16 protein-coding genes are annotated in these 15,696 nt (G+C 69.7%); 2 read left to right on the top strand and 14 right to left on the bottom strand.

Translation table 11 applies throughout. The features are described 5' to 3' along the window. Window positions 1–195 precede the first annotated feature (195 nt). From PG878_RS04000 to PG878_RS03955, 10 genes are all read right to left on the bottom strand, one after another. Entirely contained in the window at window positions 196–1,275 is a 1,080-nt protein-coding gene (locus PG878_RS04000; protein WP_209032079.1) for an NAD(P) transhydrogenase subunit alpha, read from the bottom strand. A gap of 404 nt (window positions 1,276–1,679) precedes the next feature. After that, window positions 1,680–3,047 (bottom strand): ATP-dependent protease ATPase subunit HslU, encoded by a 1,368-nt coding sequence (gene hslU, locus PG878_RS03995; RefSeq protein ID WP_209032080.1) that lies wholly within the window; start codon window positions 3,045–3,047, stop codon window positions 1,680–1,682. Window positions 3,048–3,146: 99 nt separating this feature from the next. Beyond that, complete coding sequence (gene hslV / locus PG878_RS03990) at window positions 3,147–3,698, bottom strand: ATP-dependent protease subunit HslV (RefSeq protein WP_048491055.1); 552 nt, start codon at window positions 3,696–3,698, stop codon at window positions 3,147–3,149. A 48-nt stretch (window positions 3,699–3,746) separates the two neighbouring features. Further along, a complete protein-coding gene (locus PG878_RS03985) occupies window positions 3,747–3,977 on the bottom strand; it encodes a DUF3079 domain-containing protein (protein WP_209032081.1) in 231 nt (76 codons plus the stop codon). A 106-nt stretch (window positions 3,978–4,083) separates the two neighbouring features. Continuing rightward, window positions 4,084–4,956 (bottom strand): tyrosine recombinase XerC, encoded by an 873-nt coding sequence (gene xerC / locus PG878_RS03980; protein WP_209032082.1) that lies wholly within the window; start codon window positions 4,954–4,956, stop codon window positions 4,084–4,086. A 235-nt stretch (window positions 4,957–5,191) separates the two neighbouring features. After that, a complete protein-coding gene (locus PG878_RS03975) occupies window positions 5,192–5,857 on the bottom strand; it encodes a DUF484 family protein (RefSeq protein WP_209032083.1) in 666 nt (221 codons plus the stop codon). After that, window positions 5,854–6,711, bottom strand: a complete 858-nt coding sequence (dapF, locus tag PG878_RS03970) for a diaminopimelate epimerase (RefSeq protein ID WP_209032084.1) — start codon at window positions 6,709–6,711, stop codon at window positions 5,854–5,856. The genes PG878_RS03975 and dapF overlap by 4 nt, the downstream gene beginning before the upstream one ends. Continuing rightward, the gene (lptM, locus tag PG878_RS03965; RefSeq protein ID WP_010341226.1) at window positions 6,704–6,955 is read right to left on the bottom strand and encodes an LPS translocon maturation chaperone LptM; all 252 of its coding nucleotides are present in this window, start codon (window positions 6,953–6,955) and stop codon (window positions 6,704–6,706) included. Before lptM ends, dapF begins: the two co-directional genes overlap by 8 nt. A 61-nt stretch (window positions 6,956–7,016) precedes the next feature. Then, a complete protein-coding gene (locus tag PG878_RS03960; RefSeq protein WP_209032085.1) occupies window positions 7,017–7,397 on the bottom strand; it encodes a YbaN family protein in 381 nt (126 codons plus the stop codon). A gap of 459 nt (window positions 7,398–7,856) precedes the next feature. Next, a complete protein-coding gene (locus PG878_RS03955; protein WP_209032086.1) occupies window positions 7,857–9,947 on the bottom strand; it encodes a S9 family peptidase in 2,091 nt (696 codons plus the stop codon). 257 nt (window positions 9,948–10,204) lie between these two features. On the opposite strand from PG878_RS03955, the gene PG878_RS03950 reads away from it, so the two are divergent. Both PG878_RS03950 and PG878_RS03945 read left to right on the top strand, forming a co-directional pair. Continuing rightward, entirely contained in the window at window positions 10,205–11,416 is a 1,212-nt protein-coding gene (locus PG878_RS03950) for a pyridoxal phosphate-dependent aminotransferase (RefSeq protein ID WP_209032087.1), read from the top strand. A 30-nt stretch (window positions 11,417–11,446) separates the two neighbouring features. After that, window positions 11,447–11,929 (top strand): GNAT family N-acetyltransferase, encoded by a 483-nt coding sequence (locus tag PG878_RS03945; protein WP_209032088.1) that lies wholly within the window; start codon window positions 11,447–11,449, stop codon window positions 11,927–11,929. 154 nt (window positions 11,930–12,083) lie between these two features. Here the strand turns inward: PG878_RS03945 and PG878_RS03940 are convergent, their stop codons facing one another. From PG878_RS03940 to PG878_RS03925, 4 genes are all read right to left on the bottom strand, one after another. After that, window positions 12,084–14,189 carry a prolyl oligopeptidase family serine peptidase gene (locus tag PG878_RS03940; RefSeq protein WP_209032089.1) on the bottom strand — a complete coding sequence of 702 codons (2,106 nt, stop codon included), beginning with the start codon at window positions 14,187–14,189 and terminating at the stop codon, window positions 12,084–12,086. A 153-nt stretch (window positions 14,190–14,342) separates the two neighbouring features. Continuing rightward, the gene (locus PG878_RS03935) at window positions 14,343–14,678 is read right to left on the bottom strand and encodes a VOC family protein (RefSeq protein ID WP_209032090.1); all 336 of its coding nucleotides are present in this window, start codon (window positions 14,676–14,678) and stop codon (window positions 14,343–14,345) included. Window positions 14,679–14,688: 10 nt separating this feature from the next. Next, window positions 14,689–15,036 (bottom strand): TfoX/Sxy family protein, encoded by a 348-nt coding sequence (locus PG878_RS03930; protein ID WP_209032091.1) that lies wholly within the window; start codon window positions 15,034–15,036, stop codon window positions 14,689–14,691. A gap of 245 nt (window positions 15,037–15,281) precedes the next feature. Further along, a complete protein-coding gene (locus PG878_RS03925) occupies window positions 15,282–15,581 on the bottom strand; it encodes a hypothetical protein (protein WP_209032092.1) in 300 nt (99 codons plus the stop codon). Window positions 15,582–15,696: the final 115 nt, after the last annotated feature.

Genomic DNA, 15,696 nt, shown 5'->3' with positions numbered 1-15,696 from the left:
ATGGCGCGCACCCTCGTCGCATCGCCGTGGGCGGCGCATGGACTCCAGCGCCGCAGAAAGCACCTCGCGTAGGAGCGGCTTCAGCCGCGACAGCGTTGCCGGTAAACCCGGTCGCGGCTGAAGCCGCTCCTACGAGGGCTCCCGTGCCCGCGGCTCAGCACCGACCGATCCGGCATCCAACCAGCGCGGCCGCGCTCACGCCGTCCAGCGCGTCTTCGCCAGCAGCTCGTCGTTCCAGTCGTAGGCGATCGCGCCGTCCTTCAGGAACAGGGCGACGAAGTTGTAGACGTTGCGCGCGTACATCTCGCTGGCATGCACCGCGCCCATGCTGGCCAGGTCCAGCGGACCGGCGATGGTCACCCCGGCGTGCTCGATGGTCTCGCCCGGCCGGGTCAGTTCGCAGTTGCCGCCGGTCTCGGCGGCCAGGTCGACCACCACGCTGCCCGGTTTCATGCCGGCGACCATCGCCGCGCTGAGGATCTTCGGCGCCGGCCGCCCCGGTACCGCGGCGGTGCACACCACCACGTCGATGCCCTTCAGGTGCTCGGCCAGGCGACGCTGCTGCTCCGCGCGTTCGTCGTCGGTGAGTTGCCGCGCGTAGCCGCCCTCGCCGGCGGCGCTCACCCCGAGGTCGAGGAACTTGCCGCCCAGCGATTCGATCTGTTCGCGGGTTTCCGGGCGCACGTCGAAGCCTTCCACCTGCGCCCCCAGGCGCTTGGCAGTGGCGATGGCCTGCAGGCCGGCCACGCCGGCGCCGACGATCAGCACCTTGGACGGGCGGATGGTGCCGGCCGCAGTGGTCAGCATCGGGAAGAAGCGCGGCGCCAGCTGCGCGGCGATCAGAGTCGCCTTGTAGCCGGCCATGCCGGCCTGCGAACTGAGCACGTCCATGGCCTGCGCGCGCGTGGTGCGCGGCAGCCGCTCCAGCGGAAAGGCGATCAGTTGCCGCGCCTGCAGCGCCGCCGCGCGCGCCGGATCGGCCTGCGGCTGCAGGATGCCGACCACACCGGCGCCCTCCTTCAACTGCTCCAGCGCCAGCGCCGGCAGCGGCTGCACGCACAGCACCAGATCCGCCTGCGCCGGGCTGGCGGCATCGGCCAGGCTGGCGCCGGCGGCCAGATACGCGTCATCGACGAACCCGGCCGTCACGCCGGCCTGCGGCTCGACCTGCACCTGCGCGCCCAGGGCGACCAGCTTCTTGACCGTCTCCGGCGTGGCCGCCACGCGGCGTTCGCCCTGCGCCGATTCCTTCACCACCAGCACCTGCACTGCCATGCGATTCCCCGTGCCTGAGTCCGTCGTCCGCGCCGATCCTACAGCGTCCGCACGCCGGGTGGAGGCTTGCCCCCTGCCGGGCGGCGCGGATCGGCGGGTCGGCCTGTCGGAACACGGACGTGCTGGCGTCAGCCACGCTCCATGCGCGTGTGCGAGGGCTAGGTGCTCCGGATGCACCCGGGCATCTCACCGCGTAGGGATGGGACTGGACGGCCAGGAACATGTCCAGCGGCGACATGCGCTCGCCAACGCGAAACCACCGCACGCGTGGCGCAGCTGCGACCGGTTCGCCGGGGCCGCCTCGCGCGGTGGAAGACGAGCGCGGCAACGACATGCCGCCCTAGCCCGGACGGCACAGCGTCATACGTCAGCAGGGCGTCTGCCGTCGTGGATCGCGCCTGGGCCTACAGGATGTACCGGCTCAGGTCCGGATCCTGCACCAGTTCGCCCAGGTGCGCATCGACATAGGCCGCGTCCACGGTGACGCTCTGTCCATCGCGGTCGGGGGCTTCGTAGCTCAGCGTGTCGAGCAGGCGCTCGAGCACGGTGTGCAGGCGCCGCGCGCCGATGTTCTCCTGCCGTTCGTTGACCAGGAACGCGATCTCCGCCAGGCGCGCGATGGCGTCGTCGGTGAAGCGCAGGCTCACGCCCTCGGTCAGCAGCAGCGCCTCGTACTGCTTGGTCAGCGCCGCCTTCGGCTCGGTGAGGATGCGGATGAAATCGTCCTTCGACAGCGCCGACAGTTCCACGCGAATCGGGAAACGGCCCTGCAGCTCCGGGATCAGGTCGCTGGGCTTGGCCAGGTGGAACGCGCCGGAGGCGATGAACAGGATGTGGTCGGTCTTGACCGTGCCGTACTTGGTGCTGACGTTGGAGCCTTCCACCAGCGGCAGCAGATCGCGCTGCACGCCTTCGCGCGACACGTCGCCGCCGGTGGCGCCGGCCTCGCTGCGCTTGGCCACCTTGTCGATCTCGTCGATGAACACGATGCCGTGCTGTTCGCAGGCCTCGATCGCCGCGGCGCGCACGTCGTCCTCGTTGACCAGCTTGCCGGCCTCTTCCTCGATCAACAGCGGCCGTGCGGCCTTGATGGTCAGCTTGCGCGACTGCGACTTGCCGCCGCCCAGGTTGGAGAACATCTGCCGCAGCTGCTGGCCCATTTCCTCCATGCCCGGCGGGGTCATGATGTCCATGCTGACGTTGACCGCGACATCCAGTTCGATCTCGCGCTCGTCCAGTTCGCCGGCGCGCAGCATGCGCCGGAACTTGCTGCGGGTGTCGCCCTCCTGCGCCGAGGACTCGTTGCGCGCGGCTTCCGGATCGAAGCCGATGCCGGCGCTGCGGCGCGGCAGCAGCGCATCGAGGATGCGATCCTCGGCGCGCTCCTCGGCCTGCGTGCGCACGCGGGTCTTGGCCTGCTCGCGGTACAGCTTGACCGCGGTATCGGCCAGGTCGCGCACGATCTGCTCCACGTCCTTGCCGACGTAGCCGACCTCGGTGAAGCGCGTGGCCTCGACCTTGACGAACGGCGCATTGGCCAGCGTCGCCAGGCGCCGCGCGATCTCGGTCTTGCCGACGCCGGTGGGGCCGATCATCAGGATGTTCTTCGGCATCACTTCGTTGCGCAGCGCATCGGGCAACTGCATGCGCCGCCAGCGGTTGCGCAGCGCGATCGCCACCGCGCGCTTGGCCTCGTGCTGGCCGACGATGTGGCGGTCCAGCTCCTGCACGATCTCTCGCGGGGTCATGGTGGAGGTATCGGGATTTGGCATTGGGGATTGGGGATTCGTAAGAGCGGAGGAGGAAAGATCGATGCGTGGCCGGATAGCGGGAGGGAGTCGCTCAGCGAATCCCCAATCCCGACTCCCGAATCACAGCTCTTCGACCACCACATTGCGATTGGTGTAGATGCAGATGTCGCCGGCGATGTTCAGCGCTTCGGTGGCGATGGTGCGCGCGTCCAGCGTGGTGTGGCCGAGCAGCGCGCGCGCGGCCGACAGGGCGTAGGAGCCGCCGGAGCCGATGGCGATGATGCCGTCCTCCGGTTCGATCACGTCGCCGGTGCCGCTGATGATCAGCGAGGTCTCCTTGTCGGCCACCGCCAGCAGCGCCTCGAGCTTGCCGAGGCGGCGCTCGGTGCGCCAATCCTTGGCCAGTTCCACCGCGGCGCGGGTCAGCTGGCCGTGCTTCTCCAGCTTGGCCTCGAACAGCTCGAACAGGGTGAATGCGTCGGCAGCGGCGCCGGCGAAGCCGGCCAGCACCTGGCCCTCGCGGCCGAGCCGGCGCACCTTGCGCGCATTGCCCTTCATCACGGTGTGGCCCAGGGTCACCTGGCCGTCGCCGGCCACGGCGACACGGCCATCGCGGCGCACCGACAGGATCGTGGTGGCGTGGAAAACATTGGGGTTCTGACTGGGATCCATGCGGCCTCCGGAGCGATGACTCAGGTGTGGGGGCTGGCGGCGCGCGGTTCAAGCGTCGCCGGTCGTGGGCGGGTCGTCGCCGAGCCGGGCATGCGCTGGCCGTGCCGGATCGGCGGCGACGCCCCAGGCGAGATGCCACGCTTCGCCCTCGGTCTCGATCGGATGCAGCGTGCGCCCGGCGCCGTTGCCGCAGGCCAGGTCGTGTACGGCGCAATAGCGGTCGCAGCCCCAGCACAGGCGTTCGGGGTGGCGCGGCGCCAGCGGAAAGGGGTTGGCCATCGGGGAGCCCTCGCAACGTGGGAGGGCAGTGTCGTCCGCTCTGCACCGACGCGCCTTGATCCAGAACAAGCGCGGGCGCAACGGCCGTGCGACCGCGACGCGGCGCTCAGGACTTGCGCTTGGCGCGCGGGTGCGCCGCGTCGTAGACCTTGGCCAGGTGCTGGAAGTCCAGATGCGTGTAGATCTGCGTGGTGGCGATGTCGGCATGGCCGAGTAGTTCCTGCACGCCACGCAGATCGCCCGAGGATTCCAGGATGTGGCTGGCGAAGCTGTGCCGCAGCATGTGCGGATGCACGTGCTTGAACAGGCCCTGGCGCCCGGCCAGTTGCTTGATGCGGATCTGCACTGCGCGCGCGCCGATCGGCGCACCGCCGCGCCCCGGGAACACGGGTGCCGCCGCCTCGCCCCGGCTCTCCTCGCGCCACGCCAGTAGCGCGGTACGCGCATGCGAGCCGACCGGCACCAGCCGCTGCTTGTTGCCCTTGCCCAGCACGCTGACCATGCCGGCGACGAAATCCAGATCGCGCCAGCGCAGCGCGCACAGTTCGCTCAGGCGCAGGCCGGAGGAATAGAACAGTTCCAGCAGCGCGCGGTCGCGCAGGCCCAGCGGCGCATCGGTCGGCACTTCGACCAGGCGCACCGCCTCGTCGGCGTCGAGCACCTGCGGCAGCTTGCGCGGCGCCTTGGGCGCGCGCAGTGCCGCAGCCGGACTGGTGGCGATGTGACCGTGCTTGAGCAGCCACGCATAGAAACTGCGGCACGCCGACAGACGCCGCTGCAGGCTCTTGGGCGACAGCCCGCGACGGTGTTCGGCGGCGATGAAGTTGCGCAGTTGCGCGGCATCGAGCGCGGCGGGTTCGCCGAGCAGGTTGGCTGCGGCCCACGCCTCCAGCGCCGCCAGGTCGCGCCGGTACGCGTCCAGGGTATGCGCGGACATGCGCCGCTCGACCTGCAGGTAGGCGAGAAAGGCGGGGATCATGCGACGCGACCGATGTGCGCCGGATGCCGGGTCGCCGTCTCCGCACCGCAGTGCGATCGCCTTGCGATGGCGTTTCGCTGACTTGCACGCTGCACGGTTCCGACAGCGGCTGAGAAACGCCGCGCGGGACCGAGCACGGCGGCAACGCAGCGCAGGCGCACCGCGGCAGCGGCAGCGGCAGCGGCGGCAAGGTCGTCCCGGGTTGCGGGTCCGGGGCGCCGCGTCCCGGCCCGGCTCATCGCTGCAACGCCACCGCCAGCGCCTCGCCCATCATGCGCAGGAACAAGGTGCCCATGCCGGGATAGAACCGGTTCGGGTCGCGGCTGCCGACCGCGATCAGGCCCAGGCCGGGCAGCGGCAGCAGCGCGGTGGATTGCACCTCGTCCACGCGCTCGCCGTACAGCAGCGCCTGCTTTTCCGGTTGCAGGCGGCCGCAGATCGGCTCGCCATCCTTCAGGCAATCGCGGAACGGCGCCAGCCGCGCATCGTCGGCCGCCAGCACCTGCAGCCACGGCGCCTGCTCCAGGCCGGGCAAGGGCTGCAGCAGCACGATGCTGACCAGGTCGCCCTGGAAATCCTCCTGCAGCGACGCGGCCATCGCGCGCACGCTGTCGGCGGCGCTGCGCTGGCGCATCAGCGCCAGGGTCAACTGATGGGTGCGCACCGCCAATCGTTCGTTGATCTGTGCGTTGGCGGCCAGGTCGGCCAGCCGCCGCGACAGTTCGCGGTTCTTGTCGCGCAGCACTTCCAGCTGGTAGCTGGCCAGCGACGCGGTGGGGCCGTCGTCGCGCGGTACCACCAGGGTCAGCGCCAGGTCGGGAAACTGTTTCAGGAAGCCGGGATGGCGCCGCAGCCACGCCGCGACCTCGTGCGCACCGAGCTTGTCGTGGCTGTCGCTCATCGGATCCATTCTCCATCGAAGACGAACGTCGCCGGTCCGGACATCACCACCGGTGCGCTGTCGTCCGGCCACTGCACGCGCAGCTCGCCGCCGGGCAGGTTGACGCGCACGTCGCGCTCCACCCGGCCGCGCTGCATCATCACCGCGGCCGCGGCGCAGGCGCCGCTGCCGCAGGCCAGGGTCTCGCCGACCCCGCGCTCGTACACGCGCAGGCGCAGGTGGCCGCGGTCGATCACCTGCACGAAGCCGACGTTGACCGAATCCGGGAACGAAGCGTGCTGCTGCAGCAACGGCCCCAGGCGCTCCACCGGCGCCGCATCGACCAGACCCACTTCCAGCACCGCGTGCGGGTTGCCCATCGACACCGCGCCGAAGCGCACGCTGCCGCCCTGCAGCGGCAGCACGTACTCGTCGCGCGCACGCGGGAAGCCGACCAGCGGCACGTCCTCCGGAGCGAAGCGCGGCACGCCCATGGCCACGGCGAACTCGCCGGTGGCGCTGCGGGTGATGTGGTGACTGCCGGCGGGGCTTTCGATCACGAACGTGTCGGCGGCCGGCGCACTGCCGTCGCGCACCAGCCAGGCGGCGACGCAGCGCGCGCCATTGCCGCATTGCCCGGCGGCGCTGCCGTCGGTGTTCCAGATGCGGTAGCTGGCCACTGCCGCGGCATCGCGCGGCGCCTCGATGGTCAGGATCTGGTCGCAGCCGACGCCGAAGTGGCGGTCGGCCAGGCGCACCGCCAGTGCGGCGTCCGGCGGCGGGGTGCCGTCGCGCAGGTCGAGCACCACGAAATCGTTGCCCGCGCCCTGCATCTTGCTGAAACGCAGGTGCGCGGCGTGGCGGGCCTCACTCATTCCCATTGGTGGGCGTGGTGGTGTCGTTGGCCGGCGGGCGCTGCCCGTCCACCGGCTGCGCCTGCCCGGCGGGATCGGTGGTCGCCGGCGGCGTCGCGTCCGGCGCGGGCGTGGCGGGCGCGGCTTCCACCGGTACCGGCTTCTGCGGCATCACCAGCGGACCCTTGTTGCCGCAGCCGGCCAGGGCCAGCAGCGCAGCGGCGGAGAGGACGAGACGGATCGGAGAAGAGGACGATGTGCTCATGCCCCGAGTATAGCCATACCGCCATGAACCGGCTGTGCCGCGGTCGCAGGCCGCGGCGCGCTCACGCGCGCGGCGGTTCCGGCCGCCACCACAGCCACAGCGCCACCGCGCTCATGCAGCCGATCGCCAGCACCTGCACCCACAACCGATGCACGAACAGCAGCAACACCAGCGCGCACGCAGCCATGGCCAGCGTCGCCATCCACTTGCCGCGGCGGCTGACCGCGCCATGTCGCTCCCAGTCGCGGATGCTGCGGCCGAAGCGCGGATCGCGCAGCAGGCGCCGGCGCAGCCGCGGCGAACCGCGCGCGGCGGCGTAGGCGGCGATCAAGACGAACACCGTGGTCGGCAAGCCCGGTACGAAGATGCCGACGATGCCGGTCGCCAGGCTGGCGTAGGCCAGCAGCCACCAGGCCCAGCGGAAACGGGAGTGCGCGCGCATCGCGGCATGATAAGCCTGCGCTGGCGCGGGCAGGTGGCGACCCGGCGACTGGCGCGACGCCCTTGGCGCGTCCGACCCCACTGCAGTCGGGACTGAAGTCCCTGCCACAGGGCGTCGCCAGGCCATCAGCGCTAGTGCCGGCTCTCTCGCGCAGTGGAAACCACGCAATGTGCCGACTGTAGAAGCGGCTTCAGCCGCGACGCGTTACCGGGAATGCCCGTCGCGGCTGAAGCCGCTCCTACGAGGAACTGGTGCGTCTCAACAAACCACGACAGACGCGAGCGATCGGGGCCACCCGACTCCGATCTTCCGAGTGCATCTGGCCTCTCATTTGGTGGTTCCGTCATGACGACGGACGATGCCAGCGTCCCTTCAGGCCTCAGCGCAGGCCAAGCCGACGCCACGCCCACAGGATCGGCGCCATCGGCCAGCCCGCAGGCCAGCCGATGCGCACCGCAGTCACTTGGCCGGCTGCTCCACGCCCAACTGATCCAGCATGAAGGCATACGACTCGGCCATTTCGCGGTAACGACGGAAACGCCCGGACTTGCCGCCATGGCCGGCTTCCATGTTGACGCGGAACACGATCGGCTGGTTGCCGGTGTCGTTCTCGCGCAGCTTGGCCACCCACTTGGCCGGCTCCCAGCACTGCACCTGCGAATCCCACAGGCCGGTACCGACGTACATCGCCGGATAGGCCTGGCGGGTGACGTTGTCGTAGGGCGAGTAGCTGAGCATGTAGTCGTAGTACGCCTTCTGCTCGGGATTGCCCCACTCGTCGTACTCGTTGGTGGTCAGTGGGATGCTCGGATCGAGCATGGTGGTGACCACGTCCACGAACGGCACCTGCGCCACCAGCACGCGGTAGTCCTTGGGCGCCATGTTCGCCACCGCGCCCATCAGCAGGCCGCCGGCGCTGCCGCCGGCCGCGGCGACGCGGTCCGGTGCGGCGTAACCCTGCTGCACCAGCCCGCGGGTCACGTCGATGAAGTCGGTGAAGGTGTTCTTCTTGTGCAGCAGCTTGCCCTGGTCGTACCAGTCGCGGCCCATTTCCTGGCCGCCGCGGATGTGCGCGATGGCGTAGACCACGCCGCGGTCGAGCAGGCTCACCACCGGCAGGTTGAACGCCGGGTCGGTGGACATGCCGTAGCTGCCGTAGGCGTACTGGTACAGCGCGGCGCTGCCGTCCTTCTTGAAACCCTTCCTGTAGACCAGCGACACCGGCACCTTGACCCCGTCGCGCGCGGTCACCCAGACGCGCTCGGTCTGGTACTTGCTGGCGTCGTAGCCGATCACCGGTTGCTGCTTGAGCAGCTTGCGCTCGCCGGTGCGGGTGTTGAGTTCGTAGGTGGTGGCCGGGGTGGTCAGCGAGGTGTAGCTGTAGCGCAGCCACGGCGTGTCCGGCTCGGCATTGATCGACAGGCCCATCGAGTACGCCGGCTCGTCGGCCTTGACGTATTCCTCCTTGCCGTCGGCAAAGTGCAGGCGGATCCGCTCCAGGCCGTCGGAGCGCTCGGCAATGGCGGTGAAGCCGTCGAACAGCTCGAAGCCGTCGATGAACACCTTCTCGTCGTAGGGCAGCCAGCTCTGCCACTGGTTGCGCGACGTGGCGCCATCGGGCGCGGTCATCAGCGCGTAGTTCTTGGCCTTCCAGTTGGTGCGGATCACCCAGCGGCCGTCGAAGTGGTCGGCGTGGTACTCGACGTCGCGCTCGCGTGGCGCCAGCACGGTGAAGCGCTGCGGATCGGCGGCCGGCGCATAGCGCTGCTCGGAGGACACCGTGCTTTCGACGCCGATGACGATGTACTTGTCGTCGCGGGTGCGGCCCACGCCCATGTAGAAGCTGTCGTCCTTCTCCTCGTAGACCAGCACGTCCTGCGCCGTCGGGGTGCCCAGCACGTGCTTCTTGACCCGCACCGTCAGCAGCGTCTCCGGATCGTTCTCGACGTAGAACAGGGTCTTGTTGTCGTCGGCCCAGACCACGTCCGGCGACACGCCGGGAATGCGATCGGTGTAGACCTCGCCGGTGTCCAGGTTCTTGAAGCGCACCGTGTACTGGCGGCGGCCGACGTCGTCCTCGGTCCAGGCCAGAATGCGGTTGTCCTGGCTGACCGCCGCGTCGCCGACGCTGAAGTAGCCCTTGCCGGCAGCCATGGTGTTGACGTCCAGCAGGATCTCCTCCGGCGCCTCCATGCTGCCCTTGCGGCGCGCCTGGATCGGGTAGTCCTTGCCGCTCTCGTAGCGGGTGTAGTACCAGTAGCCGCGTTCGCGGTACGGCACGCTGCTGTCGTCCTGCTTGATGCGGCCGACGATCTCCTCGTAGAGCCGGTCTTCCAGCGGCTGCAGCGGCTTCAGCACCTGATCCGCGTAGGCGTTCTCGGCATTGAGGTAGGCCAGCATCTGCGGGTTCTTGCGCGTGTCGTCGCGCAGCCAGTAGTAGGCGTCCTGGCGAACGGCGCCGAACGGCGCCTTGACCGCGTGCGGTTGCTTGGCCGGATGCGGCGGGGTGGCCGCGGCGGCCGAGGCGGAGGAAGCGAAGGAGGCGGTCATGAGCAGGACAAGGCTCGCTAGCAAGGGGCGGTGGGGCATCTAATGGGGCTCCGGCGGCGGTAACGCAACGGGACGCGCTACCCGCGCGGGCAGCGGCAGCGGGCGGACGCCGCGCAGTGCCGGCCGAGTCTCCCTGCAACGCTGCGCCGTGGCAAGCGTGCAGGGGGCATGGGCGCGATGCGGCACGGCAACGCCGTTTCGAAACCTGCCCGACATCACTAACACGCGCGAAAGCACGCTCCTCTATCATCGACGACATGGCTTCCCTTCCCGGCGACCCCCTCAGCGCCTCGCCCGCCGCGCCCGGCTACAGCCGGCGCAGCCGCGAGATCGAACCTTTCCACGTGATGGCCTTGCTGGCCCGCGCCAACGAACTGGAACACGCCGGCCACGACGTGATCCACCTGGAAATCGGCGAGCCGGACTTCACCACCGCCGCGCCGATCGTCGCCGCCGGCCAGGCCGCGCTGGCTGCCGGCCATACCCGCTACACCGCCGCGCGCGGCCTGCCGGCCCTACGTCAGGCGCTGGCGGACTTCTACCGGCAGCGCCACGACGTCGACCTGGATCCGGCACGCATCCTGATCACCCCCGGCGGCTCCGGCGCGCTGCTGCTGGCCAGTGCGTTGCTGGTCGATCCCGGTCGCCACTGGCTGATGGCCGACCCCGGCTACCCGTGCAACCGCCATTTCCTGCGCCTGGTCGAAGGCGCCGCGCAGCTGGTGCCGGTCGGCCCGGACAGCCGCTACCAATTGACCCCGGAGCTGCTGCAGCGGCACTGGAACGCCGACAGCGTCGGCGCCCTGGTGGCCTCGCCGGCCAACCCGACCGGCACGGTGCTGTCGCGCGCCGAACTGGCGGCGCTGTCGCAGACGCTGCATGCCCGCGGCGGGCACCTGGTGGTGGACGAGATCTACCACGGTCTCAGCTACGGCATGGACGCGCCCAGCGTGCTGGAGGTCGACGACGACGCCTACGTGCTCAACAGTTTTTCCAAGTACTTCGGCATGACCGGCTGGCGCCTCGGCTGGCTGGTGGCACCACGCGCGGCAGTGCCGTCGCTGGAGAAGCTGGCGCAGAACCTGTACATCAGCGCGCCCAGCATCGCCCAGCACGCCGCGCTGGCCTGCTTCCTGCCGGAGACGCTGCAGATCCTGGAAGCGCGTCGCGCCGAATTCGCCCAGCGCCGCGACTACCTGCTGCCGGCGCTGCGTGCGCTCGGCTTCCGCATCGAGGTCGAGCCGGAGGGCGCGTTCTACCTGTACGCCGACGTGTCCGAGTTCACCGACGACGCGCAGGCCTTCTGCGCGCACTTCCTGGAAACCGAGCACGTCGCGTTCACCCCGGGCGTGGATTTCGGCCGCCACCGCGCGCGCCAGCACGTACGCATCGCCTACACGCAGAGCCTGCCGCGGCTGGAACAGGCAGTGGCGCGGATCGCGCGCGGGCTGTCGCGCTGGGCGCGCTGAGGCGACCACTGGAAAGCGGCTGGAACCCACATGCTCACCTATCGCGAAGCCATCGCATCCGATCTCCCCGCGATCTGCGCGCTCGGCGACGAAGTGAATGCGCTCCACCATGCGGCATTTCCCCAGGTCTTCGCCGGCGCAGGCGCTGCGGACCGCAATGCGGCGCACTGGACGCGCAGCATCGGCCAGGACGATGCCACCACCTTCGTCGCCGAAGCGCAGGGCGTCCTCGTCGGCTTCGTCACGGTCGGTATCTTCGCCGAATCGCACTCGCTGCTGCAGCCCATGCGCTTCGGCCGGGTGGGCAGCGTGGGCATCACCCAAAGCCATCGCGGCCGTGGCATCGGCCCAGCGCTGATGCAGCATGCGCACGACTGGGTGGCGCGACGCGGCGGCGTCGAAATGCGCCTGAATGTCTGGGCCTTCAACACGCACGCGCTGCACGTGTACGAAGAACTGGGCTATGAGGTCCGTTCACTGACCTTGGTCAAGCCGTTGACCAGCGGAGCCTGAGCCCCCACTGCGGCAACGGCCGGAAGACCATGGGATCACGCGGACAGTGTCGGCGCGATCGCGACGGGCCGCGTTGCGCTGGCTCGACGTGCACTGGATGGCACGCGATGTCAGGCGATGGTCCGCGCCCCGACCGGGACGCGGACCGCATGCCTCACTTGGACAGCTGTTCCCACAGGAAGCTGTACGCCAGCGCCTGCATGTGCGCCGCCTGCGCGTTGTTGGCCGCGCCGCCATGACCGCCTTCGATGTTCTCGTAGTAGGTCACGTCCTTGCCGGCATCGATCATCTTCGCCGCCATCTTCCGCGCATGGCCCGGGTGCACGCGGTCGTCGCGGGTGGAGGTCAGGAAGATCACCGGCGGATAGGTCTTCTTCGGGTCGAACAGGTGGTACGGCGAGAAGGTCTGGATGAACTTCCAGTCGTCGGTGTCCGGGTTGCCGTACTCGGCCATCCACGAGGCGCCGGCCAGCAGGTGGCTGTAGCGCTTCATGTCCAGCAGCGGGACCTGCACCACCACCGCGCCGAACAGCTGCGGGTACTGCATCAGCATGTTGCCGGCCATCAGCCCGCCGTTGCTGCCGCCCTGCACGCCCAGGTGCTTGGCCGAGGTGATCTTGCGCGCGACCAGGTCCTGCGCCACCGCCGCCATGTCCTCGTAGGCCTTGTGCCGGTTCTGCTTCAGCGCCGCCTGGTGCCAGCGCGGACCGTACTCGCCGCCGCCGCGGATGTTGGCCAGCGCGTACACGCCACCCTGGTCGAGCCAGGCGCGGCCGAGGCTGCCGGAGTAGAACGGGGTCATCGAGATCTCGAAGCCACCGTAGGCGTACAGCAGGGTCGGGGCGCTGCCGTCGGCCTTGAGCTGCTTGGGCCGGACCAGGAAGTACGGCACCTTGGTGCCGTCCTTGGACACGGCGAAGTGCTGTTCGATGGCGTCCTTGGACGCGTCGAAGAAGCTCGGCATCGCCTTCAGCGTCTCGATGCTCTTCGGCCCGCGCTGCACGTCGGCCAGCATCAGCGTGGTCGGGGTCAGGAAGTCGGTGGAGGTCAGCCACACCTGGTCGTTCTCGTCGGCATCGACCGCGTCGACGCTGGTGCTGCCGAAGGCCAGGTCGCCGACCGGGAACGGCGCGCGCGCCCACTCGCCCTCGCCCGGGGTCAGCACCCACAGCCGGCTCTTGACGTCGTCGAGCACGTTCAGCACCAGCCGCGACTTGGTCCAGGCGAAGGACGCCAGCGAGGCGGTCTCGGTCGGCGTGAACAGCACCTGGAAGTCGCGCTTGCCGGCCATGAAGTCGTCGAACTTGGTCGCCAGCAGCGCACCGGCCGGGTAGGTCGTGCCGCCCACCGTCCACGGATCGCGCAGTTCCAGGGTCAGCCACTGGCGGTGCACGCCCTTGTTGGCCGAGTTGGGCACGTCGATCTTGGTCAGGCGGCCGTCGGCGCCGCGCAGGTACATCTCGTCGTTGTAGAAGGCCAGCGTGCGGCTGACGAAATCGCGCTCGTAGCCCGGCGTGTCGTCGTGCATCGCGGCGATGTACATGTCGTCCGGCTTGCCCTCGTAGACCAGCGTGGCGCTGCTCATCGGGGTGCCGCGCTTCCACTGCTTGACGACGCGCGGGTAGCCGGAGCTGGTCAGCGAGCCGGGGCCGAAATCGGTGTACAGGTAGACGGTGTCGGCATCGATCCAGCTCAGCCCGCCCTTGGCCTCGGGACGGAAGAAGCCGTCCTTGATCCACTGCTTGCTGCTCAGGTCGAACTCGCGGGTGACGTCGGCGTCGGCGCCGCCGCGCGACAGCGCGATCAGGCAGCGGCGGTACTCCGGGCGCAGGCAGTTGGCGCCGTGCCACACCCAGTTCTCGCCCTCGGCCTTGTTCAGCGCGTCCAAGTCCAGCACCGTCTCCCACTTCGGCTCGGGCTTGCGGTACTCATCGAGCGTGGTGCGGCGCCAAAGGCCGCGCTCGTGCGCGCGGTCCTTCCACAGGTTGTAGTAGTACGGGCCGATCTTCTGCACGGCCGGGATCTTGGCGTCGGAATCCAGCACCTCGCGAATGCCGGCCTCGCGGGCCTTGAAGGCGGGGGTCTCGGCCAGCCGCGCCTCGGTCTTGGCGTTCTGCGCCTTGACCCAGTCCAGCGCCTTGGTGCCGGTGACGTCTTCGAGCCAGGCGTAGGGGTCTTGGGGCATCGCGGTTTCCTTGGCCGCGGCGGTGCCGGCGGCGAGCAGGCCGGCGATCAGGCAGGCGTGTGCGAGTGAGGACATATTCGGATCCGTGGAAGGACAGCGCCGCACCGTAGCACGCGGCCACGCCGGCCTCCCCTGCCGAAGGTCAGGCTGGGCGCGCCTCAGCCCAGCGCCCACCGGCGCCAGATACCGCCGTTCCGCACGGCCTCCATGGCCGCCTGGAACGCGCGATCACTCCGCCTGCATGATCGCCAGCTCAAGCCCATTGGGATCGCGGAAGTGCAAGCGTCGCCCGCCCGGAAAGCCGAAGATCGGCTTGCTGATGGTCCCACCGGCCGCCTCGACAGCCGCTTGCGCGGCGTCGAGGTCGTCCACCAACACCACTGGCAGAGGTCCCGCTGGCGCTTCGCCCATGTCGCCCTGCAATCCCAGGTCGACTTCGCCCGTCATGGTGCATGCGTAGCTGGGGCCGAAACTGGTCAGTTCCCATCCGAACACCGCCGCGTAGAAGCTGCGTGCCGCGCCGAGATCGCGTGCGGGAAGTTCGACGAAATTGATGCGGGCCATGCACACTCTCCTAGGGTTGTTTTCGAACGCGTTTGATCGGGAGGCCGGACACACTGCGCATCACCCACGGCCGCAGTTCGGCCGGTTCGGACAGCATGGTCTCGGGGACGACGACGTAGGACTTGCTGGCCGGCTGATCCGGTTCGTAGCGAAGCGGTGCGGCACCCGGCAGGTCCAGGAGCGCGTCACGCTCGCTGCCGGCGAACTTCAAGGCCAGTCCGACGTCGGAAAGGGAAGCGAACGGCTTGCCGTTCGCATAGGCGAAGAGCCCGCCGAACATGGGGCGAAACGTCACCTCCAGCGCGGGCGGCGCCGCGGCGGCCAGGGCCGACTGCAACAACGCGGGATCGTGCTTCATGCGGGATCTTCCTGTGCCGGGTTCCTATAGCATGCCCTGCGCATGGTGTCATGGCGCCGCTGCGCTGCACCTGCCGCACGCAGAACGGTGGCGCGCCAGGCAGAGGGATCGTGTGACATGGCGATTTCCTTGGCCGCGGCGAGGCCGACGGGGAGCAGGGGCGCGTGGCGACACGGTTCGGATCCGCGACAGGCAGCGCCGCAGCGTCCGCACCTTCCGCACCTTCCCCACGTCCCTGCCAGAGGTCAGGCCGGGCGCGCGGTCCGCAGCGCCGGCCGGCGCCGCCGCGCCTGCGCCCGCGGCCGGGCCCGCCACTGTCCCCACAGGCGCCGCAACGGCGGCAGCGGGAAGCGATGCAAGGCCCAACAGGCGCTCAGCGGCATACCCAGCAGCCACAGCGGCCGCCAGCCCAGCCATTCGCTGTGGCCGCGCGCGGCCGGCCACACCAGGACCAGGGCCAGCCCGGCCAGGATCGCCTGGCGCAGCAGGCGGCGCAGGCCGGGGTGCGGGACGTGGCGGCGCGGGGAGGACGGAACGATCGGCATGACGGCAGCTCCTGGAAGTCGAGGCGCGCAGGGTGCCGCCGCGACATCTCAGGGGCTGCGACGCATCATTGACATGGCTCACGCGCATACTTCACCGGCGTTCGCCCTTCGCCCC

Origin of the sequence: Xanthomonas hawaiiensis, from assembly GCF_031834635.1 — a bacterium.
GTDB classification, from domain to species: domain Bacteria; phylum Pseudomonadota; class Gammaproteobacteria; order Xanthomonadales; family Xanthomonadaceae; genus Xanthomonas_A; species Xanthomonas_A sacchari.
The sequence above is the reverse complement of the archived record's forward strand: the minus strand, read 5'-3'. Positions and strand labels throughout refer to the sequence as shown.